Source organism: Ruminococcus sp. YE71, from assembly GCF_900119155.1.
Taxonomy (GTDB): domain Bacteria; phylum Bacillota; class Clostridia; order Oscillospirales; family Ruminococcaceae; genus YE71.
Window position 1 is genome coordinate 15791 of record NZ_FPIR01000012.1, and the last position, 23671, is coordinate 39461.

Consider the following 23671-nt stretch of genomic DNA (forward strand, 5'->3'; position numbering starts at 1 on the left):
GATCGCAGCCGCTGTCTGGGAAGACATGACAGGGATATAGCTATTATAATTTTATATAATAATTGTGTCTAAGATATGTACTGAGGATGTTCATTGAGTAAATTTACGCCGAAGAACACAACAAAATCGTTTGTTGCGGCTGGAAAAATATGAGATTATACCAAAATACTAAACGGCCGCGGAGACATAGCCGCAGCCGTTTGTTTAAATACTGTATCAGTCAACGCCCACGGTGTTATAATCACCGCGAACTTCCTTGACGCCGTACTGTTCAAGCAGGTCTTCGCGCATCCATATGGTCTGATAGCCTGTGCTGAATGTGTCGAATTTCCAGGGCATATTATAGTAAGTCCTGTACACCAGCTTGAAGTGATGCTTTTCGACTTCTTCCTTGCCGAATATCGTTTCGAGCGGGTAGAGGTTGCCGATTATTATATCGGGAAAAGCTCCTTTTGAGAACTTTTCATAGCAGTCTCTTCTGTCCTTTTCGTTCGATATCTTGAAGGACATATAGTATATCTCCTTCTCGGGAGTATAGTTGTTGCTGATAACGTGGTGATCGAAATACGGTTCGAGAGTTATCGCACAGATATTCCTTCTGACGTCGATATCGGTATAAACGTCGAAGTCTAAATCTATATCGGCATTTATTGTGTCATCTTCGTTGGCTTTTTTTTTATCTTTCGCATCGGGTTCTATCTCCCATTCGGAGAATATCCTCAGATCTTCAAGCCCGTTATCCTTGATGAAGTCTGCGATAGGTCTGGCCTCAAAATAGGGATGACAGATGTCTGTGACGCAGGATGCCGCCGCTGAGGCGGGCATCAGGATGAACAGACCGAATACGGTGGCACCTGTCATTTTCTGCAATCTGACATTCTTGAGCTTTCCGATAAGCGTTCTCAAAATTGGGTCGTTCTCGTCGTAGAATGCAGTGATGATGTAGGTCATGTAGAAGAACAGGACCTGTAAAGTATGCGGTGAATACCATACGAATGTGTAGAATAAGGAGAAGGTCAGGTAAGGTACAAAATATTCTGCACGGCATTTTCTTTTCTTGCCGAAGTAATACATGAACGCATTTATCAGGGCGAAGAAGAGCAGGTTCACAGCGAATCCCGACTTGTTCATCGTTGGGTCGAAGGTCGTTTCAAAGGGTATGCCGAGGAATATCTGCAAGCAGGCGAGGATGTTTCTAAAATTAAAAGTAGGCAAATTGGCCTTCGTACTGCTGAAATTCGTGTTCTCCGTACTCGGGAATATCATTATCATGATGAGCACCGCAAATACGAAAAGGCAGGCAAGATACTTAGTACGCTTGTCTTTCAGGATGTTTCCCTTGCTCTTTCCGCTGCGGTATTCGCCGATAATGCCGATGACCCATATCAGGCAGATGAGTCCGCCTATCATGATGCCGAGAACGTGGGTCATGCAGAGGAATGCGATCGAAATGATAAAGGGCAGAGGCTTTTCGTCACGGTCTTTTCTGTAGAGCGCCAACAGGATGAATTCAACGAACAGCAGCGAATAGCATCTGTTTACCACCGCCGTCTGATAGAATATCATGAACGAGAAGGGCAGTATCAGCTTCAGCGGTTTCGGAAGACTCGTCCTGAACATAAAGATCGCACAGCCCACGCTTGTGATGAGTATGTTGATCGTCTTTATCGCGGGCTCGAAGGGAAGCCCTGCCATCGCAAAGGGGCGCAGTATCAGATGCCATAGCAGAGGGTGGCACTCCGAATGCGGTATCTCGAAGAAAAGCTCATGCCATGTCGTTGTTTTCGCGATCTGCCACGCCTGTATCTCGTCAAACCATGGTTCGTGGAACAACGAAACAGTTATGACTCCCGCCAGCCATAATATAAAAGTTACCGTCTCCCAACGGTATTTCTTTAACTTGTCGGCCATTTTCTTTTAATTTCCTCCTTGATTTTTCTCTTTCTCTGTTTTTTTACTGTCTGCTGGGAAGGTTGCCCCCGACGCTGACCATACAAAAGCGCGCTCGGCAGAAGATCAGGTGATCTCGTTGTAGTCGGGCGGAACTTCGTGCAGGTTGTAGCGGTCGAGAAGGTCGTCGCGCAGCCAAACTGTGACGGAACTTTTGCTCATCGAGCTGAACTTCCACGGGAAGTAATCCGTGCAGCGGTACACCATCTTGAAGCGGTGTTTTTTCACCTCGTCCTCGCCGAAAATGGTGTCGAGGACGGACATATTGCCGATTATCATATCGGGGTAAGGCTGTTCCGAGAGCTGTTCGTAGCAGTTCTTTACGTCCTCTTCGGAAGTCCTTTTGTGGGTGATATACCATCTGTCGTGCCCCGGGTCGTAGTTATTGCTTATGACCTGATGGTCGAAATAGGGTCCGAGGGTCGTGGCGTAAGGGTTGCACCTGACATCGATATCCTTGTAAGGGTCGGGTTCATCGGGCTGTTGGTCGGTATCGTGTCTGCCGTGACTCTGGGAAGTGCCGACCTTCCACATGGAGAAGATGCGCAGGTCTTCGAGACCGTTATCCTTGATGAACTCCGCAACGGGTCTTGCGTCGAAGTAAGTGCGTTTTATCTCGCTTGCTGAAGAAGCCGCGGCAGAAGCAGGCATCAGCAGGAACAGCACCGCCGCCACAGCCGTGAAGCCCTTTTTCAGCCGCTCATCGTGAAGCTTTCCGAGAAGCTCCTTTGAGGTCTCGTAGTTTTCCCCGGCGAAAGCGATGAAAATATACACCAGAAAATAATAGTACACCTGCATCATGTGTTCCCACGACCAGACAAACGCATAGAAGTAGGAAAAGACCAGATACGGAACGAAGTATTCGGCGGTGCATCGCTTTTTCCTGCAAAATACGACCATGAATGCGTTTATCAGCACGAAGAACAGCAGATACAGACCCGTCCCCGCGGTGCGTAACGTGGGGCAGAAGGTCGCGTCGAAGGGCAGGCTGATGAAGTTGCCCGACAATGCGATGACCCTGCCGAAAGAGGGCAGGGCAGTATCGCTGTCAAAGTTCGTGTTCTCGGTGCTCGGGAAGACGGCTATGATGACCGCCACAGCCAGAACAAACAGCACCGCCAGAGGCGGTACACGCCTGTCTTTAAGGATGTTCCCGCTGTTTTTGTCGGCGGCGTGACCTCTTACTATCTCCGTCACCCATATCACACATATCAGACCGCACATCATAACCCCCATGATATGCGTCAGGCACATGAACGCCATCGTAATGACGTAGGGCAGCGGCTTGCTGTCGCGTTCGGGTCTGAGTATACCGAGCACGGTGAACCCGAGGAACAGCAGGCAGTAGCATCTGTTCACCACAGCCGTCTGATAGAATATCATGAAGGTGAAGGGCAGAAGCAGCCTTACGAACCTCGGCAGGCGTGTCCCGAACAGTATCAGACCGCAGGCTGTGCCCGTGACAGCGATGTTCACGGTCTTTATCGCGGGCTCGAAGGGAAGTCCCGCCATCGCAAAGGGGCGCAGTATCAGGTGCCACAGTATCGGGTGGCATTCCGAGTGCGGCACTTCAAAGAAAAGGTCGTGCCACGTCGCCGTCCTTGCTATCTGCCATGCCTGTATCTCATCGAACCAGGGCTCGTGAAACACAGAAACGGTCACTGCCCCTGCGAGCCACAGTATCATCGCGGCTATTTCGGGGCGGTATTTTTTCAGCTTTTCGGTCATGTTATTTTTCCATCGAAGCCAGAACTGCGTTGAGCTTGTCAACGGTCATTTGCAGGCGTTCTCTGGTTATCTCGGCGTTGTCGGTGAAGCTGACCATCGCGTGGAGCGGCAGGTCGTTCGCCATCGCAAGAGCCATGAGCGCGGCGTTCTCACCGAGACCGTCGTCGCCTGCGTTGGCACCGCCGTTCATGGTGGGGTCAACGTCCATGAGCATATCCTTGAAGATCTGCTCGCCCTCGGGGAACGACCTGATGTCGCCGCCGGGGTTGTCGAGGGTGAAGCGGACGGGTATCTTCACGGACGAATTGAAATGCACCTGTTCTTCCAGCAGGATGCTCTGGGAGCTCTCGCCGATGAGGATGTTGTACTCGCCGCTCTCGCTGAACCAGTCGTGCAGTTTCACCGACCAGTAAGCAAAGGCGCTCTTGTCGAGACGGAACACGACTTTTCTGCTCTCGCCCGCTTTCAGGAACACCTTCTCGAAGCCCTTGAGCTCCTTGACGGGTCGGATAACGGTAGGAGTCAGCGGCTCGATATACAGCTGTACCACCTCTGCGCCGTCCCTGTCCCCCGTGTTCGTGACGGTACACTCAACGGTGAAAGGCTTCTTGTCCGAAAGCTCGTAGGAGCTGACCTTTATATCCGAGTATTCAAAGGAAGTGTAGCTGAGTCCGTAGCCGAAGGGATACTGCACTTCCATGTTCTTCTTGTCGTAATAGCGGTAGCCCACGAACACTCCCTCCGAGTAGCGCACGGTGTCGCCTTCGCCGGGGAAGTTCAGGTAAGAGGGGTTGTCCTCCAGTCTGAGGGGGAAGGTCTCAGCCAGCTTGCCAGAGGGGTTGACCTTTCCGAACAGCAGGTCAACTGCCGCTTCGCCCACAGCCTGACCGCCGAGATACATTTCGAGGATCGCCTTGACGGGTCTCATGCCGTCACAGTCGTTCGCAAATGGGAGCTCCACAGGAGAACCGTTGTGCAGCACCACCGCGATATTGTCGCTGACTGCCGAGAGCTTGCTGATGAGGTCGAGCTGACACTCGGGCAGCTGCATATGCTTTCTGTCGTAGCCCTCCGACTCGAAGGCCTCGGGCAGACCTGCAAAGACCACCACAATGTCCGCAGCCATAGCCGCTTCTATCGCCTTCTGTTCAAGCTCGGGGTCGGTCTCGTCCTTGTCGAGGGTGAAGCCCTGGGCGTAGGTCACGTCCGCAACGCCCTTTACCGCTTCGAGCGCCGAAACTGTCCTGAAACTGTTGATGTGGGAGCTTCCGCCGCCCTGATACCTCGGGGTCTCTGCAAATGCGCCGATGAAAGCTATCTTCCTGTCAGGCGAGAGGGGCAGCAGACCGCCGTCATTTTTCAGCAGCACCGCCGAATTCTCGGCTATCTTCTTCGCGAGCCTGTGGTGACGCTCCATGTCCCAGCTCATCTCCGTGCGGCTCGTTTCCGCCTTCTCGATAAGCTCCAGCACGCGGCGGACGCACCTGTCGAGCTCTTCGACGGTGAGCCTTCCTTCTTCCACAGCCTTGACTATAGCCCTGTCGTTCTTGCCCATGCTTCCCGGCATTTCCAGGTCGAGCCCTGCGGAAACGCCCTTCGCTCTGTCATCCACAGCGCCCCAGTCGCTTACCACAAGCCCCTCGTAGCCCCACTCGTCACGGAGCAGGTCGGTGAGCAGCCACTTGTTCTGCGAGGAGTACTCGCCGTTTATCTTGTTGTAGGAGCACATGACCGTCCAGGGCTTTGCTTCCTTCACCACAGGCTCGAACGCCGCCAGATATATCTCGTGGAGCGTCCTCTCGTCAATCTCAGCCGAAACGCTCATTCTGCGGTGCTCCTGATTGTTCGCTGCGAAGTGCTTCAACGAAGTTCCCACGCCCTTCGACTGCACGCCCTTGATGTGCGCGGACGCTATCTGCGAGGCGAGATACGGGTCTTCCGAAAAGTACTCGAAATTGCGTCCGCACAGCGGTGAACGTTTGATGTTGCATCCGGGACCCAGTATCACCGCTACATTCTCCGCCTGACACTGCTCGCCCAGCGCTTTTCCCATCTCGCCGATAAGCTCCCTGTCGAAGGAACACGCAAGCGCCGACGCCGTCGGGAAACAAACCGCCTTTATGGATTCGTTCGGATTCTCCGCGCCGTCACGCATTTTGCGCAGTCCGTGAGGGCCGTCCGAGACCATTATCTGCGGGATGTCCAGACGTTCGATGCCCTTGGTGTGCCAGAAGTCCGCACCCGAACACAGCGCCGCCTTTTCTTCGAGGGTCATTATCTCAATGATGTGGTCAATGTCCATATTTTTGTACTCCTTTGCAGTTATTTTGTTGGATATAAGCAGTAAGTCGACCGTAAAACCATCCTGCACAAAGGCTGTCAGGAGAGCATCCAATCCCGATTATCTGTCAGATGATATCTCTTGAAACGGCTACAGTCAAACGTCCCTCACTGCTCAAACGCAGTCCAATATTAAAAGTCTTTGGAATGTGGGCCGCCTTAGCTACGCACGGCAAGGGGAGAACCTTTCTTCAGAAAGGTTTCCACCAGCTGACACACTCCCTGTTTAAGAAGCCGTTCAGCCGCCCAGTCTCAGCATCTCGTCGATGCAGACCTTGGCTTTGGCGATGAGGTCGTCGGACATGAGGATCTCGTTTTCGGCTGCGGCATCGGTGCCGATCGCTTCGCAGACGCGCAGGACGTCGGTGAGGTTAGTCATCTTCATGTTGGGACAGAGAATTTTTTTGGACAGTATGTGGAATCTCTTGTCGGGGCACTCGAATTGCAGGTGTTCGGCGATGCTTATCTCGGTACCGATGATAAATTCCTTGCAGTCGCTCTTCTTTGCGAAGTCGATGATGCCCGAAGTGGAGCCGACGTAGTCAGCCTGTTCGGAGACAGCGGGTCTGCACTCGGGGTGAACGAGCAGGAGCGCGTTGGGGTGAGCGGCTCTTGCCTCTGTCACTTCATCGGCAGTCACAGCCGCGTGAACGGGACATCCGCCGTTGAGGAGCATGATGTCCTTGTCGGGGCAGGCTTTCTGCACGAATGCGCCGAGGTTGCAGTCGGGTATGAACAGCAGTTTTTTATCGGGCATAGCGGACACTATCTTCACCGCGGATGAGGAAGTGACGCACACATCGCATACGGTCTTGAGCGAAGCGGTCGTGTTGATATAGGCGACCACCTTGCGGTCGGGTTCCCTCGCCTTTATCGCCGAAATCATCTCGGCGTCCATCTGTTCTGCCATCGGGCAGCCTGCCTCGGTGTGGGCGAGGAAGACGTGCTTTTCGGGGGAGAGCATCTTTGCGGTCTCAGCCATGAAATGTACTCCGCAGAACACAACGTTCTTGTTGGTGACCTTGGTCGCGTCAACGCTCAGCTTGTAGGAATCCCCCGTGAAATCAGCGGTCTCGACTATCTCGTGACCCTGATAGCTGTGAGCGAGTATGCATATATCCTTTTCTCTTTTGAGTTCTTCTATCCTGTCCTGAATGGAGCGGACTGTATTTGCCATATGAAGCATATCCTTTCTTATCGCGGCGAGGGCGTTCTGCGTCTCCGCGGTATTTGTTAATATTATACTATATCGCGGCTGATTTGTCAATCGCTTTTTGAGCGCTGTGCAAGACCTGCGATGTCGGTATCTCAATTTATATTATGCTCAGAAAAGTGAATTTGCCGAGAACGAGGTTCACGTTAGCGGAAATTTATCCTGCGTGCGGGGGATGGGAGCGGAGCGTGAAAAAACACTCTCTTTTCTTTTTTTTCGGTATAGGTCGGTGAAAAATATGTGTTTTCGGTATAGGTCGGTGAAAAATATGTGGTTTTTGAGGTTTGAAGCGATAATTTACAGAATGTTCAAAAACTCTGCCGATTCAGCGTTGTAAAATACAAAAATTTATTGTATAATAGTTAGTTGTGCCGTTGTCGGGTACGCGGGAGGTGTCTTATATGACCGAAACCAGACGACTCATCCTGCGCGAAATGGATGACAATGACTTTGATGCGCTTTATGCCGTACTTGCCGACCGTGACATCATGTGTCACTATCGGTATGTGTTCGATGAAGAGCGCGTCCGCAGCTGGATAAGCACGAACAAAGAACGTTACCGCGTGTTCGGCTTCGGACTGTGGGCTGTCTGCCTGAAAGACACGGGCGAAGTGATAGGTGACTGCGGACTTACGATGCAGGTCATCGACGGCTTTATTCGTCCCGAAATAGGATACCATATCCGCGTCGACAAACAGCGTCAGGGCTACGCACGGGAAGCCGCGTGCGCCGTGCGTGACTGGGCATTTGCAAACACTCCGTTTAGGGTGCTGTATTCGTATATGCACACCGCAAATCTGCCCTCGTCAGCGACTGCAAGGTCGGCAGGCATGACGCTCTGCGGCACATACACCGATGAGGACGGCACAGGGGTGTCGGTATATTCAGTCAGTAAACCTTATTAAGAAAGGAATTGGATACAATGGATTACGCAAAGGAATCGCTGAAACTTCACGAACTGTGGAAGGGCAAGATAGAGGTCATCACAAGAGCACCTCTCGAAACAAGGGACGACCTTTCGCTGGCATACACCCCCGGTGTTGCACAGCCCTGCCTTGAGATACAGAAGGATATCAACAAGAGCTATGAGCTGACACGCCGCTCCAACCTTGTTGCGGTCATCACCGACGGTACTGCCGTACTCGGTCTCGGCGACATCGGCCCCGAAGCAGGTATGCCCGTTATGGAAGGCAAGTGCGCACTCTTCAAGGCTTTCGGCGACGTTGACGCTGTACCGCTCTGCGTCCGCTCCAAGGACGTTGACGACATCGTAAAGACCGTAGGACTTCTGCTCGGTTCCTTCGGCGGCGTTAACCTTGAGGACATCTCCGCTCCCCGCTGCTTCGAGATAGAGCGCAGACTCAAGGAGATCAGCGACATCCCGATATTCCACGACGACCAGCACGGTACCGCTGTAGTCACACTCGCGGCTATGATGAACGCTCTCAAACTCACAGGCAAGAAGCTCGACGAGATAAGAGTTGTCACCAGCGGCGCAGGTGCGGCAGGCATCGCTATCATCCGTCTGCTCATCGCTATGGGTCTGAAGGACGTTGTTCTCTGCGACAGAAAGGGCGCTATCTACAAGGGCAGAGAGGGTCTTAACGCCGAAAAGACCGAGATGGCTGAGATAACCAACGTACAGATGCGCAAGGGTACCCTCGCTGAGGTCATCAAGGGCGCTGACGTGTTCATCGGCGTTTCCGCTCCCGGATGCGTTACCCCCGAGATGGTGAAGAGCATGGCGAAAGACCCCATCATCTTCGCGATGGCTAACCCCACTCCCGAGATCATGCCCGACCTTGCCCGTGAATCAGGCGCGGCAGTAGTCGGTACGGGCAGAAGTGACTTCCCGAACCAGATAAACAACGTGCTCGCATTCCCGGGCATCTTCCGCGGTGCGCTGGACGTTCGTGCAAGCGACATCAACGACGCTATGAAGATCGCGGCTGCAAAGGCTATCGCAGATTTCGTGAAGCCCGAGGAGCTTTCCGCAGAGTACATCATCCCTTCGGCTCTCGACCGCGGCGTGGCGGCAGCAGTTGCCGCAGCAGTTGCACAGGCTGCAAGAGACAGCGGAGTAGCAAGACTCTGATGCAAAAATATTAAAATCCAAAGTCTCACGGAGTTTCGCTGCTTTGTGAGACTTTTTACGTAATTATGTCGAAATTTGATTGTTTATGATAGGAATGTGTCAGCACTTCATACAAATTTTACTTGACTTTTAACATAAGTTGTGGTATGATTTGAAATAGTTAGTTAAGGGGAGCACTGCGTCATGGTGCTTCTTTGCGAAAGGTGGGTGAATGATGGAAGTGCTTATCATTGTCGATATCATTATTTCCTCGGCACAAGTGCTCGGGGGGATAGTGCTGATGAATTTTACGTCATCAAGGCTTGAAAATCCCGTCGGATTCAAAACGCCCCGTGCGAACGAGAGCCGCGCAGCCCGCAGGTACGCGAACAAAAAGGGCGGAAAGCTCTGGTTCATCTTCGGTCTGATAACGCTGATGATGTCGCTGTTCCTGCCCATCCTCGCTGCGAAAAATATCGGCAGCTCCGCAGGCACGCTGTCGGCTCTGGTGATACTTATCGCCGAGTTTGCGGGCTTTATCATTTCGGCTTTCCTTGTCGAGATGGGGCTGAAACATAAGATGAAAGAGGACTGAGAAAGCCGATTTTCCTGAATAATTCACGAAACGCTCACGAGATACATACCATATTATCATAGTTATATGTTATCATTGATTTTAAACAAAGAAGACTATTTTAGTCCGATTTGAAATTTATGAAACTACGGAGGTAAAAAGCTATGAAATACGTATGTGAGGTCTGCGGATACATCTACGACGAGACAGAAGGATGTCCCGATGCAGGGATAGAAGCAGGAACAAAGTGGGCAGATGTGCCCGAGGATTTCGTGTGCCCCCTCTGCGGTGTGGGCAAGGATCAGTTCGCGGCTGAATGACCGCTGAACGCATTTTCGGAAAGGAAGTGCATCGGAATGGCAATTGAACTTACGGCTCAGACTTTCAGCGACGCTGTTGCGGAAGCCGCTGAGAACGGCAAGCCCATGCTCATAGATTTCTGGGCGCCCTGGTGCGGCCCGTGCAAGAATATGGCTCCTGTCATCGAGAAGATAGCCGAGGAGCGCCATGACATCATGGTCTGCAAGGTGAACGTTGACGAGGAGGAAGAGCTGGCAGAACAGTTCGGCATCACAAATATCCCGTGCTTCGTCGTTGTGAAAGACGGGAAGATAGCCGCTGCAAGGGCAGGCGGCTGCTCGAAACTCATGCTTGAAGAGTTTGTCGATAATTCATGAATCACATGACCGAAGAACAGCGCATCTTCGGTCTTTTTTTACCCATGTGTGCAAATGATGCAGAAAATGTAAAACTTTCGTGAAACGAATTGAACATTATGAAAAAATCTCGTGCGAATGCTTGCATTTTACCTGCCGATTTGTTATAATATCATTATATGTTGCTGAGTCGGTTTTCTGACGGGTAGTCAGTGCCGCACGCATTTGGGGAAACCCTTTTGAAAAAAGACGTTCGATAGCGGTGAAAAAGAAAATTTGCGGTATTTGTTAGTTGGTATCGGATTCACCTTACACAGCTGACTTGCCCAAATAAGACCTGCACTATCCCCCCGCTTTGCAACACAAAATAAATAAAAAGAGGTCTGTCTTATGGATAGAGAAGAGATAACTGAAAAGAGAGAAGAGATAACCGAGACGCAGGAGGCTGAGGGAGAAAAGCCCTTCAACCTTGCAGACGAGCTGCTGGACTGGCTGGAGGCGTTTGTGTTCGCCACCTTCATGGTACTGCTGATATTCATGTTCATGTTCAGGACCGTAGTTGTTGACGGCGGCTCCATGGAGCCCACCCTCTACAACGAGCAGAGGCTCATCCTCACTCACTTCGGATACACGCCCGAGCGCGGCGACATCGTAGTTGCGAACTGCCCGGGTCTCGATAAGATAATCATCAAGAGATGCATCGGCGTTGAGGGCGACACCGTTCTCATCGACTATGCTACCAATTCGATAGCCGTCAACGGCGAGGAGATAGACCAGAGCTATCTCGGCGAGCCGATGGAGCTCAAGGACTACATATTCGACGATACCTACCGCGTTGGTCCCACTTCCTATGAGTACCATGTCCCCGAGGACACGGTGTTCGTGCTGGGCGACAACCGCAACAATTCCCGCGACAGCCGCACCTCTGAGGTCGGCTTCATAAGCGAGGACGACATCCTCGGCAGAGCCGCGGTGAGATTCTACAAGGGTGACAAGCCCGGTAAGCTCGGGCTGCTGAAATGACCTAAAAGGAGGACGGCGCATTGGGCGACACGACAAGGGTACAATGGTTCCCCGGACATATGGCGAAGACCCGCCGCATAATGCAGTCTAACCTCAAGCTCGTGGACGTGGTGGTCGAGATAACCGACGCACGCATCCCCTATTCGAGCCGCAATCCCGAGATGGACAGGCTCGTGGGCTCAAAGCCGAGACTGCTGCTGCTCAACAAGGCGGATTCGGCGGATGAGACCGTTACATCACAGTGGATAGACTACTACAAGAGAAACGGCATCACAGCCGTCGCGACCGACTGTCGGAGCGGAAAGAACCTCAACCGCTTTAAGTCGGCACTTAACGATATCATGGCTGAGCAGGTGAAGATATGGGAAGCGAAGGGTATGCACGGCAGACCCATACGCATGATGATAGTCGGTATCCCGAACGTGGGAAAGTCGTCGTTCATCAACCGTCTCGCAGGTTCAAAACGCGCTAAGGTCGAGGACAGACCGGGCGTGACACGCGGCAAACAGTGGGTGACGCTCGACGACAATACCGAACTGCTCGATATGCCCGGCGTGCTGTGGCCGAAGTTTGAGGACAAGACGGTGGGCGAACATCTTGCGTTCACGGGGGCGGTCAAGGATGATATCCTCGACGCCGAGTACCTCGCGTGCAGGCTCGCGGAGCTTCTCTGTGAGGGTTACCCCGAGACGCTGACGGGACGCTACGGCATCTCCCTTGATGACCTGCCCGAGAATGAGGACGAGATGATGGGCTGCGTCAAGGGCGCGGAGCTTCTCGAACGCATCGGCAGGAAACGCGGTTTCCTCGTGTCGGGCGGCGAGATAAACACCGAACGCGCGGCGGCGGCACTTCTCGATGAGTTCCGCGGCGGCAAGCTTGGACGCATTTCACTGGAGAGACCGTGATGGAAGAACAGAGCATACTGACACTGCATGACTTTGACTTGCAGTACTACGATAAATATCCGCTTCTCTGCGGCACCGACGAGGCGGGAAGAGGACCTCTCGCGGGCGATGTTTTCGCTGCGGCGGTCATACTCGCACCCGATACGGTCATAGAGGGCATCAACGACAGCAAGAAACTCACCGCAAAAAAGCGCGACAAGCTGTTCGATGAGATAAAGGAAAAGGCGCTTTACTGGGCTATCGCTTCGGCGACCGTTGAAGAGATAGAGACCCTGAACATCCTCAACTGCGCTATGCTCTCGATGCAGAGGGCGGTCGAGGGACTGGGTGTCGTTCCCGATATCGTGCTTGCCGACGGCAACAAGACCCCGAAGGTCGCCTGCCCGGTCGAGTACGTCATTAAGGGCGACGCGAAAAGCCAGTCGATAGCGGCGGCTTCGGTGCTCGCAAAGGTCGCAAGGGACAGATATATGGAGGAAATGGCGCAGAAATATCCCGAGTACGCTTTCGACAAGCACAAGGGCTACGGCACAAAGCTCCATTATCAGATGATAGACAAGTACGGCGAGAGCCCCATCCACAGACATTCCTTCCTGAAAAAGTACTATGCAAAAAAACAGGAAGGCGCGTGAGACGGGGAATATCGGCGAGAAGGCGGCTGCGGCGTTTCTCGAAAGCAGGGGATACACCATCCTTGAGAGGAACTTCACGGTGCGCGGCGGCGAGATAGACATCATCGCGTACAAGGACGGACGTCTCGCGTTCGTCGAGGTCAAGACACGCTCTCCGGATGCGCTCGTTTCGGGCGAACGTTCGGTGACGAAAGCCAAGCGGAACTTTATCATCCGCGCGGCAGGGATATACTACAGCCGTTACAGACAGGCTCACGGTGAGGCGGTATGCCGCTTCGATGTGGCGGCGGCTGTGCTCGAAAACGGTAAGATAACTCATGTGCGGTATTACGTCGGCGCATTCGACGCGAGTACGTGAGATAAGGAAAGGTGAAGAATATGGATTACAAAAGCACAAGAAACAGCCAGGTAAAGGTAACTTCGGCACAGGCTATCGCTCAGGGCATCTCGAAGGACGGCGGTCTGTTCGTTCCCGAGACTATCCCCCAGATAACCCTCGATGACGTGAAGAAGCTCGGCTCGATGAACTACCGTGAGCGTGCGGCGTTCGTTTTCGCTAAGTTCCTGACCGACTTTACCGAGGCAGAGATCGCTCACTGCGTTGACAGCGCATACAACACCAAGGCATTCGATACCGACAATATCTGCGAGCTCGCACCCCTTTTCGACGGTACTTATATGCTCGAACTGTGGCACGGCCCGACCTGCGCTTTCAAGGATATGGCTCTCCAGATACTTCCGTACCTGCTGACCACTTCCACCAAGAAGCTCGGCACCGACAAGAAGGTTGTCATCCTCGTTGCTACTTCGGGCGATACAGGCAAGGCTGCACTTGAAGGCTTCAAGGACGTTCCCGATACTTCCATCCTCGTGTTCTATCCCGATGACGGCGTTTCCGCTATGCAGAAGAAGCAGATGACCACTCAGGAAGGCGGCAACGTAGGCGTCTGCGCTATCAAGGGCAACTTCGACGATGCTCAGAACGGCGTTAAGGCTATCTTCACCAACGCTGAGATCGCGGCTGAACTTGACAAGAACGGCATGATGTTCTCCTCTGCAAACTCCATCAACTGGGGCAGACTTGCACCGCAGATCATCTACTATATCTCTTCCTACGCACAGCTCGTTGCCGACGGCAAGCTGGAGCTGGGCGAGACCCTGAACGTTGTTGTTCCGACAGGCAACTTCGGCAACATTCTTGCGGCTTACTACGCTAAGCACATGGGCGTGCCGATAGGAAAGCTCATCTGCGCTTCCAACTCGAACAATGTTCTGACCGACTTCCTCACCACAGGCGTTTACGACAGAAACAGAGCGTTCCACGCTACCATCTCGCCTTCGATGGATATCCTTATCTCCTCGAACCTTGAGAGACTGCTCTATATGCTCTGCGGCGAGAACGACGCTACCATCAGAGACTGGTTCGGGAAGCTGGCAAGCGAGGGTAAGTACGAGGTAAGCGACGACGTCAAGAAGATCCTCTCCGAGGAGTTCGCGGCAGGCTGCTGCTCCGATGAGGACACAAAGGCTACCATCAAGCGCATCTACGACAAGTTCCACTACACCTGCGACACTCACACCGCTGTTGCTGTCAAGGTATATGAGGACTACAAGGCTCAGACGGGCGACAATACCAAGACCATCATCGCTTCCACCGCAAGCCCCTACAAGTTCAGCGGTTCCGTTCTGTCGGCTATCGGCGAGAACACAGACGCTGAGGAGTTCGAGCTTGTTGACAAGCTGGCAGAGGTATCGGGTCTGAAGATCCCTGCATCGCTGGCAGCTCTGAAGAACAAGGCTGTACGCTTTGACAAGGTAATCGCTAAGGACGAGATGAAGGAGTATGTATTCTCGGTACTCGGCATCTGATAATATCTGTGTGAACGTCCGGGCGTGAACGTTCATGCGTTAAAAAACAAATTCCCGACAGTCTGACAGGCTGTCGGGGAATTGTTTAATGCTGATTATTGTCAGTCTCTTGCCTTGAATGTGCGGCACTCGGTCTCGTCACAGCAGTCGGGTTCCGAGCAGGTGCAGCTCACGTCAACGTGGTCTGCGGTGCATTCACAGGCGTTCTTGTTGAACGCGCAGCTTGCGACGTTACAGTGAAGATGGTTGTGGTCTTTCATGTTGAGATCAGCTCCTTTCGGATATAGTATTGCACGTTCCGAGGGGATTATTCGATAGGACCGGAGGGAAAAATTTGGCGCTTTTTGTGATAGCGGATCTTCATCTGCCGCTCGGTGTCGATAAGCCGATGGATATTTTTGAAGGCTGGGACAACTACGTCGAACGGCTTGAGGAAAACTGGCAGCACGTCGTTGCACCCGATGATACCGTGGTGATACCGGGCGACTTCTGCTGGGCGATGAAGCTTGAGGATTCGCTGCCCGATTTCCGCTTCCTCGAAAGGCTAAACGGCAGAAAGATAATCTCGAAGGGGAACCACGACTACTGGTGGCAGACCTCAGCGAAGCTCAGCCGCTTCTTTGAGGAAAACGGCATCGGGAGCGTCAGCATCCTTCACAACAACTGCTTCGCTTACGGGAAAACGGGCATCTGCGGCACAAGAGGGTGGATAAGCGAAAACGGCGAACCTGCCGATGAAAAAGTCCTTGCGCGGGAAGCGGGAAGGCTTGAGATGTCGGTGGCGGCTGCCGAAAAACAAGGGCTCAGACCCATGGTGTTCCTGCACTATCCGCCGCTTTACATCTACGGCGAGAACGCCCCGATCATGGAAGTCCTCAGACGACATAACATCACCGAGGTGTTCTACGGGCATATCCACGGCCGCCGCGGACATTCGCTTGCGGTCAGGGGAGTGAGGAATGGAATAAACTACCATCTGATTTCAAGTGATTATCTACAATTCATGCCGCTTGATATAACAAAATTTGTGCAAAGTGATGAATAGTATCTGAAATACTGGAAATCCGTGAAAAAGTATGGTATAATATTAAGGATATTTTGTCAGTAATAATTGACGTTAACTTGGAGGAATAAAAAATGAGTTTAAAGGCTGTAAACAATGTTGCTACCAATAGGTACGAGCTTGAGATCGAGATCTCCGCTGAGGAGTTCGAGGCTGCTGTTCAGGCTGCTTACATCAGGCAGAGAAAGAACATCGCTATCCCCGGCTTCCGTAAGGGCAAGGCTCCCAGAAAGCTCATCGAGCGTGAGTACGGCGAGGGCGTTTTCTACGAGGAGGCTGTAAACGCTGCTGCTCCCGAGGCTGTTGACAAGGCAGTTGAGGAGTCCAAGCTTGAGATCGTTGCTCGTCCCGACGTTGAAGTTACCGCTGTCGGCAAGGAGGGCGTTACCCTCAAGGCCAGATGCGTTACCAAGCCCGAAGTTACTATCGACGGCTACAAGGGCATCGAGGTAGAGAGAGTCGTTAAGGCTGTTACCGACGAAGAGGTTGACGCAAGAGCTCAGCAGCTCACCGAGAGAAACGCTCGTCTCGTTTCCGTTGAGGACAGAGCTGCTCAGAACGGCGATACCGTTACCATCGACTTCAAGGGCTTCAAGGATGACGTTGCTTTTGAGGGCGGCGAGGCTTCTGACTATGACCTCGAGCTCGGCAGCAACACCTTCATCCCCGGCTTCGAGGATCAGATCGTTGGCCACAGCGTAGGCGAAGAGTTCGACGTAAACGTTACTTTCCCCGAGGAGTATCAGGTAGAAGACCTCAAGGGTGCTCCCGCTGTATTCAAGATCAAGCTCAAGGAGATCAAGTTCAAGGAAGTTCCGCTGCTTGATGACGATCTCGTTAAGGACTCCACCGAGTTCGATACCGTTGACGCTTACAAGGCTGACATCAGAAAGAACATGGAAGAGCAGGCTGAGAGAGTCGCTGATTCCGACGTTGAGAACAAGCTGTTCGACGCTGTAGTTGAGAAGATGCAGGCTGACGTTCCTCAGGAGATGTACGACGCACGCATCAACGAGATGCTTCAGGATCTCGCAGGCAGACTTGCTCCTCAGGGCATCTCGCTCCAGCAGTACTTCCAGTACACTAACCAGTCTCTCGACGACGTGAAGAAGGTCTATGAGACTCAGGCTAAGAAGCAGGTAGACCTCAGACTCGCACTTGAGAAGATCGCTGAGATCGAGGGCGTTGAGCCTAACGCTGAGGAGATCGAGGCTGAGTATCAGAGAGTCGCTGACGCTTACAGCATGGAGCTTGAGGAAGTTAAGAAGATCCTTCCCGAGGACGGCGTAAAGCTCGACGTTAAGGTAAGCAAGACTGTAGACCTTATCAAGGATGCAGCTGTAATCAAGTAATTATCTGACATCAGAACATAAGCATTTCGCCCACTTTTTATAGTGGGCGAAACGTGTATTATCATAAGTTCACATTTTTCGACAAAGATCCCGAAGGAGGAAACAATATGGCATTAGTACCTTACGTAGTAGAGCAGACAGGCAGAGGCGAACGCAGCTACGACATTTTTTCAAGACTGCTCAACGACAGGATAATCATGCTCTGCGACCAGGTGAATGACACCACCGCGAGCCTCGTTATCGCACAGATGCTGTATCTTGAAGGTCAGGATCCCGAGAAGGATATCGACCTCTATATCAACAGCCCGGGAGGTTCTATCTCAGCGGGTATGGCTATATACGATACGATGAACTACATCAAGTGCGACGTGTCCACCATCTGCATCGGTATGGCTGCCTCGATGGGTGCATTCCTGCTTTCCAGCGGCGCTAAGGGCAAGAGATTCGCACTGCCCAACAGCGAGGTAATGATCCATCAGCCTCTTATCGGCGGCGGCGTCGGCGGTCAGGCTACCGAGATAAAGATCATCTCCGACCACATCATCAAGACCAGAGAAAACCTCAATAAGATCCTTGCTCAGAATACAGGTAAGTCCATCGAGGAGATCGCAAGAGATACCGAGCGCGACAACTACCTCTCGGCTCAGCAGGCGATGGAATACGGTCTTATCGATAAGGTCATAACCCACAGATAACAGTGAGGAAGGTAATAAATGGCAATTGAATCCATAAAGAGATGCAATTTCTGCGGAAAGCCCGAAACTAAGGTAAAGTACGTGTTCTCCGCGGACAATAACCACATCTGCGACGAGTGCGTGACGCTGTGCTACAATCTGCTCAGCCAGCAGAGCACCCTCTCGAACACCGACATCAGCGCCGAGTTCGAGGAAGAGGGCATCGTTCTCCGTACTCCTGCCGAGATCAAGGCTGTCCTCGATGAGTATATCATCGGTCAGGAGGACGCGAAGATCTCGCTCTCGGTCGCAGTCTACAACCACTATAAGCGCATCCTCTCCCTTGAGGACGAGGACAACGACGTCGAGCTCCAGAAGTCGAACGTTCTTCTGCTCGGTCCGACGGGTACGGGCAAGACCCTGCTCGCTCAGACCCTCGCAAAGCTCCTGAACGTGCCTTTCGCTATCGCTGACGCTACAACGCTCACCGAGGCAGGCTACGTGGGCGACGACGTTGAGAACGTGCTGACAAGACTCATCCAGGCGGCTGACTATGACGTTGAGGCTGCCGAAAAGGGTATAGTATATATCGACGAGATCGACAAGATCGCGAGAAAGTCCGAGAATACTTCCATCACCCGTGATGTAAGCGGTGAGGGTGTTCAGCAGGCTCTGCTCAAGATCGTCGAGGGTACGGTATCAAACGTTCCTCCTCAGGGCGGCAGAAAGCATCCGCATCAGGAGTTCATCCAGATCGACACCAAGAACATCCTCTTCATCTGCGGCGGCGCTTTCGAGGGCCTTGAGCAGGTCATCAAGAAGAGGACCGATTCCTCGTCGCTGGGCTTCGGCGCGAATGTCGTGAAGAAGAGCGAGGAGCACAACGTGATGAAGAAGGTAGTCCCCCACGACCTCGTGAAGTTCGGACTCGTGCCCGAGCTGGTCGGCAGACTTCCCGTTATAACTGTCCTCGACGAGCTCGATGAATCGGCGCTCACAAGGATACTCACCGAGCCTAAGAACTCGCTGGTAAAGCAGTACTCGAAGCTGTTCAAGCTGGACGGCATCGACCTCGAAGTTACCGACGAAGCTATGCTTGAGATCGCAAAAATGGCGATCCAGCAGAAAACAGGCGCAAGAGGACTCAGGGCTATCGTTGAACACAGCCTCCAGAAGGTCATGTTTGAAGCCCCCTCCGACAAGGAGATCGTAAAGGTGACTATCACCGACAAGGTGGTAAAGGGCGAAGAAGAAGCTCAGGTCACCCGCTCCGCCAAATCCCCCAGAATAGGCGCATAACCTACAGACCCGGTCTCATGCCGGGTCTTTTTGTGTGTCTGCGGGGGATTAAAAGGGGGGAGAGAATACTGGGGGATGTTTGATGTGACTTGGAAGATAGGTTCCCGACGTTTCAAGTGTTACCGTAAATTGGGAGAATACAGGTCGGTTTGTGCGGAGTTGGCAGAAATTCTTAATTGTTGGCAAGTTTTTTTGTCGAAAGTATTGACACGGGTGCTAATTTGTGGTATAATTGTAAAGTAATCGCTTTAAAGCAATAATGCAAAGGAGAATAACTATGGATAAGAACATCCCTTACAAGACCTATCTTGAAGAGAGCGAGATGCCCAAGCAGTGGTACAATGTCAGAGCTGACATGAAGAACAAGCCTGCGCCCCTGCTCAATCCCGCTACTCACAAGCCTATGACAGCCGAGGAGCTGGGCGTTGTTTTCTGCGACGAGCTGGTTCAGCAGGAACTTGACGACACCACCCCCTACATCGACATCCCGCAGGAGATACAGGAATTCTACAAGATGTACCGCCCCTCTCCGCTGGTCAGAGCCTACTGCCTTGAGAAGGCGCTGGGCACACCTGCGAAGATCTACTACAAATTCGAGGGCAACAACACCTCGGGAAGCCACAAGCTCAACAGCGCTATCGCACAGGCTTACTATGCGAAGAAGCAGGGTCTGAAGGGTGTTACAACCGAGACAGGTGCAGGTCAGTGGGGCACGGCGCTTTCGATGGCGTGCGCTTACTTCGGACTTGACTGCAAGGTGTTCATGGTAAAGGTATCCTACGAGCAGAAGCCTTTCAGACGTGAGGTCATGAGGACTTACGGCGCGTCCGTTACCCCGTCCCCCTCGGACACCACCAACGTCGGCAGAAAGATCCTTGCCGAGCACCCCGGTACAACGGGAAGCCTTGGCTGTGCTATCTCCGAGGCTGTTGAAGTTGCAGTCGGCAGTGAGGGCTACAGATACGTTCTCGGTTCGGTGCTGAACCAGGTGCTGCTGCACCAGTCGGTCATCGGTCTTGAGTCGAAGGCTGCGCTCGAAAAGATCGGCGTAAAGCCTGACATCATCATCGGCTGCGCAGGCGGCGGTTCTAATCTCGGCGGACTTATCTCGCCGTTTATGGGCGAAAAGCTCCGCGGTGAAGCTGACTACCGCATCATCGCAGTTGAGCCTGCATCCTGCCCGAGCTTCACACGCGGCAAGTACGCATACGACTTCTGCGACACGGGCATGGTTTGCCCCCTCGCGAAGATGTACACCCTCGGCAGCGGCTTCATCCCCTCTGCGAACCACGCAGGCGGTCTCCGCTATCACGGCATGAGCAGCACCCTCTCCCAGCTGTACGATGACAAGCTGATGGAAGCTGTTTCGGTCGAGCAGACCAGCGTATTCGCGGCTGCACAGCAGTTCGCACGCATCGAGGGCATCCTGCCTGCACCCGAGTCCAGCCACGCTATCCGCGTTGCTATCGACGAGGCACTCAAGTGCAAGGAAACAGGCGAGGAGAAGACCATCCTGTTCGGTCTGACAGGTACGGGCTACTTCGATATGGTGGCATACCAGAAGTTCAACGACGGTGAGATGACCGACTACATCCCCACCGACGAGGATCTTGCAAAGGGCTTCGCAGGACTTCCGAAGATCTGACCTCTCAAAAAAATCACGGCACATCGTTCTTACGAGCGGTGTGCCGTTTTATTATCCATGTGTGATCGGACTTGTGCCGAATCATTTTTCCGCTGTCACGACTTCCCACATCTCTCCCATGTTCTGAAAGCCGTCCTTCGGCATACAGCCTGCGCAGGTCTTGCCGTCACAGCCCGAACAGCTGCCGCCGCAGCCCGAAGAGTTCAGCGAGACCCTGTGTATGAGACCCGTGCGTTCGAGGTATTCTATCCGACGTCTGATGTCCTCGACGGTCGTATGAAGCTCGGCAGCGAGCATTTCGATGGAACGGGCTCTGCCGTCCTTCAGCAGTTCAAGAAGCTCTCTCATAGCGTCACCAGATCAGCAGACCCACATGATACGCCACGCAGGCAAGCACCAGCGCCGTCGCCGTGTAGTACAGCGCTATCTTTGCCGTCCACTTGACCGAGCGTATCTCCTGATAGGTCGCGGCGAGCGCTACCACGCAGGGCAGGTTGAAGGTCAGCGCGAAGATGAACGCCAGCGCTTCGGGGAGTGTGACGTTTGCGAGCAGAAGCTCGTTCAGGTTCGCAGCCCTCGCCGCGCCGCTCATCGCCTGCATGAAGCCCTCGGAGTAGGACGAGCCGCTGTACAGTGCGCTTATTACGCCTACCGCACCTTCCTTGCCCACCGACGAAGCCACGAACGCGATGAACAGCTGCCAGGGCATACCGAAGAACCCTGTCACGGGCTCGATAGCCGTGCCGACCTTGTAGAGGATGCTGCTCTCGTTGGAGCCGCCGTAGCTGAGCACCCAGAAGATGCCGCACACCAGCAGTACCACCTTCACCACGCGGAAGAAGGTGTCCTTCGTTCTGCCGAGAACGTACTTGAAAAGTGCGCCCCAGCGCGGCTTGTGGTAGGGCGGCAGCTCCATTATCATGCCGCAGCGGTCTTCGGTCTTGACGAGCGTTCTGCCGAATATCTTCGCAGTCACCCACATATGGAGCAGCATGGTCAGCAGAAGCGCCACGATGATGAGCGGCGCCCCTGCGCCGAAGAACACGGTGGAGAGCATCGGGATTATCGCCCATGCCGCACCGCAGGGTACAGCCCATGCGAGGGCGATGGTCAGCACCTTCTGACCCCAGTTGTCGATGACTCTTGCGCCAGACGCGCCGCCCATGGTGCAGCCGAAGCTGACGAGAAACGGCATTACCGACTTGCCCTGCAAGCCCAGCTTACCCATGGTGTTGTCGAAAACGTAGGAGATTCGCGCCATGACGCCGACCTCTTCGAGCATACCGAACACCAGCGTCACGCCGAACACGAAGCCGAGCATTTTGATGACGTAGCCCATAGACTGCAAGATGACGTCGCACAGCAGGCTGATTATGATGTGGGGGTAGCCTGCCGAAGTCAGTCCCGAGCCGACAGCGTTTTGCAGGACGGTCACCAGTGAGCCCACTGCCATCACGGGCAGGGCAGGTATGAACGACCCCAGCAGTCCGAGGATGACCGTCAGCACAACGGCGGGCTTGCCCCATATCCTGTGGGTGTAGATGCGGTCGAGCCTGCCGAGGGTGGTGATGTTCTTTCTGCCGCTTACTGCGCCGTGCAGTATATCGTCTATCCATGCGAACTTGCATTCGCCGGTCGCGACCGCGTCTGCGCCGTTTTTCGCAAGGCTCTCTATCCTGCCGAACTTGTCGCCCGGCAGCGAGTCTTTCAGCTTCGCCGAGACCACCTTGTCGTTTTCGAGCACCTTGACGGTCAGCCACATGGGGGTGTAGCCCGACAGGGTGTTCTCGGACAGCTGCGACTTTATCTCGCTGTAGCCGCCGAGCTTTTCGTACTCCTTCTCCAGCGCCGAAACGTTGATGTGCGCTTTGGTTTTCAGCGCCCTTTCAAGGGTCGCGTAGAACTTGTCGTAGGCCTTGATGTCGGTCGCCGAGAACAGCATGACGGGGATGCCGAGCTTTTTCTCGATGGCCGCCGCGTCGATGGTCTTGCCCTGTTCCTTCGCCACGTCCTCCATGTTCAGCACGAGGAAGCATGGCGCGGAAAGTCCTGCGTAGTCCGCCAGCATGAAGAGGCTTCGTTCCAGCTGTGAGCTGTCGGCGAGGATGCACACCACGTCAGCCTTGCCCGACGCGATAAAGTCGCGGGTGATGACCTCCTCGTCCGAGTTCGCCGACATACTGTAGGAGCCCGGCAGGTCGGCAACCGAGTAGGTGTCGCTGCCGTGAGTGAAGGTGCCCTCCTTCTTCTCGACGGTCTTTCCGGGCCAGTTGCCGACGTGCTGACGAAGCCCCGTCAGCGCGTTGAACAGGGTGGATTTGCCAGAGTTTGGCTGACCTAATAGCGCGATAGTTGCTGTGCTCATGCTGTCACCTCCGATACCTCGATGCCCTCGCACTCGCGGCGGTTGACGGCTATCATCGTGTCGCGCGAGTAGAGCAGGACGGGGCGGCTGCGGTCGTTCTTGATGACGACGACACGGCAGCCGGGCGTCAGTCCGATGGACGTGATGCGGCTGATAAACCGCGCGTCACCGTTCAGGCTGCTGATGACTGCCTGAGTGTTTTCCTTCAGTTCTCCCAGTTTCATTTCCATACCTCCATGTATAATTGAGTTAGCTAAAGCTAACCTATAATCAAAGTATTGTCGATACATGAGCGCTGTGACTCAT

Annotated in this window: 23 protein-coding genes; 15 read left to right on the forward strand and 8 right to left on the reverse strand. The window is 53.5% G+C overall.

All coding sequences use genetic code 11. The features are described 5' to 3' along the window. Positions 1 to 216: 216 nt before the first annotated feature. From BT142_RS11660 to nadA, 4 genes are all read right to left on the reverse strand, one after another. Positions 217 to 1911 carry a hypothetical protein gene (locus BT142_RS11660; protein WP_072418373.1) on the reverse strand — a complete coding sequence of 565 codons (1695 nt, stop codon included), beginning with the start codon at positions 1909 to 1911 and terminating at the stop codon, positions 217 to 219. A 105-nt stretch (positions 1912 to 2016) separates the two neighbouring features. Further along, positions 2017 to 3678, reverse strand: coding sequence for an APC family permease (locus tag BT142_RS11665; RefSeq protein ID WP_072418374.1), 1662 nt, complete (start codon positions 3676 to 3678; stop codon positions 2017 to 2019). Between the two features lies 1 nt (position 3679). Further along, positions 3680 to 5980: a glycoside hydrolase family 3 C-terminal domain-containing protein gene (locus tag BT142_RS11670; protein ID WP_072418375.1), complete on the reverse strand. Its 2301-nt coding sequence runs from the start codon at positions 5978 to 5980 to the stop codon at positions 3680 to 3682. 276 nt (positions 5981 to 6256) lie between these two features. After that, positions 6257 to 7195, reverse strand: a complete 939-nt coding sequence (nadA, locus tag BT142_RS11675; RefSeq protein ID WP_072418376.1) for a quinolinate synthase NadA — start codon at positions 7193 to 7195, stop codon at positions 6257 to 6259. A 437-nt stretch (positions 7196 to 7632) separates the two neighbouring features. On the opposite strand from nadA, the gene BT142_RS11680 reads away from it, so the two are divergent. From BT142_RS11680 to thrC, 10 genes are all read left to right on the forward strand, one after another. Next, positions 7633 to 8136, forward strand: coding sequence for a GNAT family N-acetyltransferase (locus BT142_RS11680; protein ID WP_072418377.1), 504 nt, complete (start codon positions 7633 to 7635; stop codon positions 8134 to 8136). A gap of 17 nt (positions 8137 to 8153) precedes the next feature. Then, positions 8154 to 9326 (forward strand): NAD(P)-dependent malic enzyme, encoded by a 1173-nt coding sequence (locus BT142_RS11685; RefSeq protein WP_072418378.1) that lies wholly within the window; start codon positions 8154 to 8156, stop codon positions 9324 to 9326. A 211-nt stretch (positions 9327 to 9537) separates the two neighbouring features. Beyond that, positions 9538 to 9900 (forward strand): SdpI family protein, encoded by a 363-nt coding sequence (locus tag BT142_RS11690; protein WP_084659450.1) that lies wholly within the window; start codon positions 9538 to 9540, stop codon positions 9898 to 9900. Between the two features lie 143 nt (positions 9901 to 10043). After that, entirely contained in the window at positions 10044 to 10199 is a 156-nt protein-coding gene (locus BT142_RS11695) for a rubredoxin (protein WP_072418380.1), read from the forward strand. A gap of 36 nt (positions 10200 to 10235) precedes the next feature. Continuing rightward, positions 10236 to 10556: a thioredoxin gene (trxA, locus tag BT142_RS11700; protein WP_072418381.1), complete on the forward strand. Its 321-nt coding sequence runs from the start codon at positions 10236 to 10238 to the stop codon at positions 10554 to 10556. 369 nt (positions 10557 to 10925) lie between these two features. Further along, entirely contained in the window at positions 10926 to 11558 is a 633-nt protein-coding gene (gene lepB, locus BT142_RS11705) for a signal peptidase I (RefSeq protein ID WP_072418382.1), read from the forward strand. Between the two features lie 20 nt (positions 11559 to 11578). Then, positions 11579 to 12466, forward strand: a complete 888-nt coding sequence (gene ylqF, locus BT142_RS11710) for a ribosome biogenesis GTPase YlqF (RefSeq protein ID WP_072418383.1) — start codon at positions 11579 to 11581, stop codon at positions 12464 to 12466. Beyond that, on the forward strand, positions 12466 to 13098 hold the full coding sequence (locus BT142_RS11715) for a ribonuclease HII (protein WP_139182224.1): 633 nt from the start codon (positions 12466 to 12468) through the stop codon (positions 13096 to 13098). Before ylqF ends, BT142_RS11715 begins: the two co-directional genes overlap by 1 nt. Beyond that, positions 13073 to 13456: a YraN family protein gene (locus BT142_RS11720; RefSeq protein WP_072418385.1), complete on the forward strand. Its 384-nt coding sequence runs from the start codon at positions 13073 to 13075 to the stop codon at positions 13454 to 13456. The genes BT142_RS11715 and BT142_RS11720 overlap by 26 nt, the downstream gene beginning before the upstream one ends. Before the next feature lie 20 nt (positions 13457 to 13476). Continuing rightward, positions 13477 to 14967 carry a threonine synthase gene (gene thrC / locus BT142_RS11725; protein WP_072418386.1) on the forward strand — a complete coding sequence of 497 codons (1491 nt, stop codon included), beginning with the start codon at positions 13477 to 13479 and terminating at the stop codon, positions 14965 to 14967. Positions 14968 to 15068: 101 nt separating this feature from the next. Here thrC and BT142_RS11730 read toward each other — a convergent pair whose 3' ends face one another. Then, positions 15069 to 15227 (reverse strand): DUF1540 domain-containing protein, encoded by a 159-nt coding sequence (locus BT142_RS11730; protein WP_072418387.1) that lies wholly within the window; start codon positions 15225 to 15227, stop codon positions 15069 to 15071. Between the two features lie 74 nt (positions 15228 to 15301). On the opposite strand from BT142_RS11730, the gene BT142_RS11735 reads away from it, so the two are divergent. The 5 genes from BT142_RS11735 to BT142_RS11755 all read left to right on the forward strand — a co-directional run bounded on the left by BT142_RS11735 (position 15302) and on the right by BT142_RS11755 (position 21000). Then, positions 15302 to 16012, forward strand: coding sequence for a metallophosphoesterase (locus BT142_RS11735; RefSeq protein ID WP_072418388.1), 711 nt, complete (start codon positions 15302 to 15304; stop codon positions 16010 to 16012). A gap of 92 nt (positions 16013 to 16104) precedes the next feature. Continuing rightward, on the forward strand, positions 16105 to 17382 hold the full coding sequence (gene tig, locus BT142_RS11740) for a trigger factor (protein ID WP_072418389.1): 1278 nt from the start codon (positions 16105 to 16107) through the stop codon (positions 17380 to 17382). A 107-nt stretch (positions 17383 to 17489) separates the two neighbouring features. Further along, entirely contained in the window at positions 17490 to 18077 is a 588-nt protein-coding gene (clpP, locus tag BT142_RS11745; RefSeq protein ID WP_072418390.1) for an ATP-dependent Clp endopeptidase proteolytic subunit ClpP, read from the forward strand. An 18-nt stretch (positions 18078 to 18095) separates the two neighbouring features. Continuing rightward, a complete protein-coding gene (gene clpX, locus BT142_RS11750; protein ID WP_072418391.1) occupies positions 18096 to 19355 on the forward strand; it encodes an ATP-dependent Clp protease ATP-binding subunit ClpX in 1260 nt (419 codons plus the stop codon). Between the two features lie 277 nt (positions 19356 to 19632). Next, positions 19633 to 21000: a TrpB-like pyridoxal phosphate-dependent enzyme gene (locus tag BT142_RS11755; protein WP_072418392.1), complete on the forward strand. Its 1368-nt coding sequence runs from the start codon at positions 19633 to 19635 to the stop codon at positions 20998 to 21000. An 81-nt stretch (positions 21001 to 21081) separates the two neighbouring features. Here BT142_RS11755 and BT142_RS11760 read toward each other — a convergent pair whose 3' ends face one another. Genes BT142_RS11760 through BT142_RS11770 form a run of 3 tightly spaced genes read right to left on the reverse strand, consistent with a single transcriptional unit; the run spans position 21082 to position 23589 of the window. Continuing rightward, complete coding sequence (locus tag BT142_RS11760) at positions 21082 to 21348, reverse strand: DeoR family transcriptional regulator (protein ID WP_072418393.1); 267 nt, start codon at positions 21346 to 21348, stop codon at positions 21082 to 21084. Positions 21349 to 21352: 4 nt separating this feature from the next. Further along, positions 21353 to 23365 carry a ferrous iron transport protein B gene (gene feoB / locus BT142_RS11765; protein WP_072418394.1) on the reverse strand — a complete coding sequence of 671 codons (2013 nt, stop codon included), beginning with the start codon at positions 23363 to 23365 and terminating at the stop codon, positions 21353 to 21355. Continuing rightward, a complete protein-coding gene (locus tag BT142_RS11770) occupies positions 23362 to 23589 on the reverse strand; it encodes a FeoA family protein (RefSeq protein ID WP_072418395.1) in 228 nt (75 codons plus the stop codon). Before BT142_RS11770 ends, feoB begins: the two co-directional genes overlap by 4 nt. Positions 23590 to 23671 lie beyond the last annotated feature (82 nt).

Coding starts and splice junctions, on each gene's coding strand:
- nadA (WP_072418376.1), bottom strand. CDS start 7,195: ATGGCAAATACAGTCCGCTCCATTCAGGACAGGATAGAAGAACTCAAA.
- BT142_RS11695 (WP_072418380.1), top strand. CDS start 10,044: ATGAAATACGTATGTGAGGTCTGCGGATACATCTACGACGAGACAGAA.
- BT142_RS11665 (WP_072418374.1), bottom strand. CDS start 3,678: ATGACCGAAAAGCTGAAAAAATACCGCCCCGAAATAGCCGCGATGATA.
- BT142_RS11730 (WP_072418387.1), bottom strand. CDS start 15,227: ATGAAAGACCACAACCATCTTCACTGTAACGTCGCAAGCTGCGCGTTC.
- trxA (WP_072418381.1), top strand. CDS start 10,236: ATGGCAATTGAACTTACGGCTCAGACTTTCAGCGACGCTGTTGCGGAA.
- BT142_RS11755 (WP_072418392.1), top strand. CDS start 19,633: ATGGATAAGAACATCCCTTACAAGACCTATCTTGAAGAGAGCGAGATG.
- BT142_RS11690 (WP_084659450.1), top strand. CDS start 9,538: ATGATGGAAGTGCTTATCATTGTCGATATCATTATTTCCTCGGCACAA.
- clpX (WP_072418391.1), top strand. CDS start 18,096: ATGGCAATTGAATCCATAAAGAGATGCAATTTCTGCGGAAAGCCCGAA.
- BT142_RS11680 (WP_072418377.1), top strand. CDS start 7,633: ATGACCGAAACCAGACGACTCATCCTGCGCGAAATGGATGACAATGAC.
- BT142_RS11715 (WP_139182224.1), top strand. CDS start 12,466: ATGGAAGAACAGAGCATACTGACACTGCATGACTTTGACTTGCAGTAC.
- BT142_RS11685 (WP_072418378.1), top strand. CDS start 8,154: ATGGATTACGCAAAGGAATCGCTGAAACTTCACGAACTGTGGAAGGGC.
- thrC (WP_072418386.1), top strand. CDS start 13,477: ATGGATTACAAAAGCACAAGAAACAGCCAGGTAAAGGTAACTTCGGCA.
- clpP (WP_072418390.1), top strand. CDS start 17,490: ATGGCATTAGTACCTTACGTAGTAGAGCAGACAGGCAGAGGCGAACGC.
- lepB (WP_072418382.1), top strand. CDS start 10,926: ATGGATAGAGAAGAGATAACTGAAAAGAGAGAAGAGATAACCGAGACG.
- BT142_RS11670 (WP_072418375.1), bottom strand. CDS start 5,980: ATGGACATTGACCACATCATTGAGATAATGACCCTCGAAGAAAAGGCG.
- BT142_RS11660 (WP_072418373.1), bottom strand. CDS start 1,911: ATGGCCGACAAGTTAAAGAAATACCGTTGGGAGACGGTAACTTTTATA.
- BT142_RS11760 (WP_072418393.1), bottom strand. CDS start 21,348: ATGAGAGAGCTTCTTGAACTGCTGAAGGACGGCAGAGCCCGTTCCATC.
- feoB (WP_072418394.1), bottom strand. CDS start 23,365: ATGAGCACAGCAACTATCGCGCTATTAGGTCAGCCAAACTCTGGCAAA.
- tig (WP_072418389.1), top strand. CDS start 16,105: ATGAGTTTAAAGGCTGTAAACAATGTTGCTACCAATAGGTACGAGCTT.
- BT142_RS11770 (WP_072418395.1), bottom strand. CDS start 23,589: ATGAAACTGGGAGAACTGAAGGAAAACACTCAGGCAGTCATCAGCAGC.
- BT142_RS11720 (WP_072418385.1), top strand. CDS start 13,073: ATGCAAAAAAACAGGAAGGCGCGTGAGACGGGGAATATCGGCGAGAAG.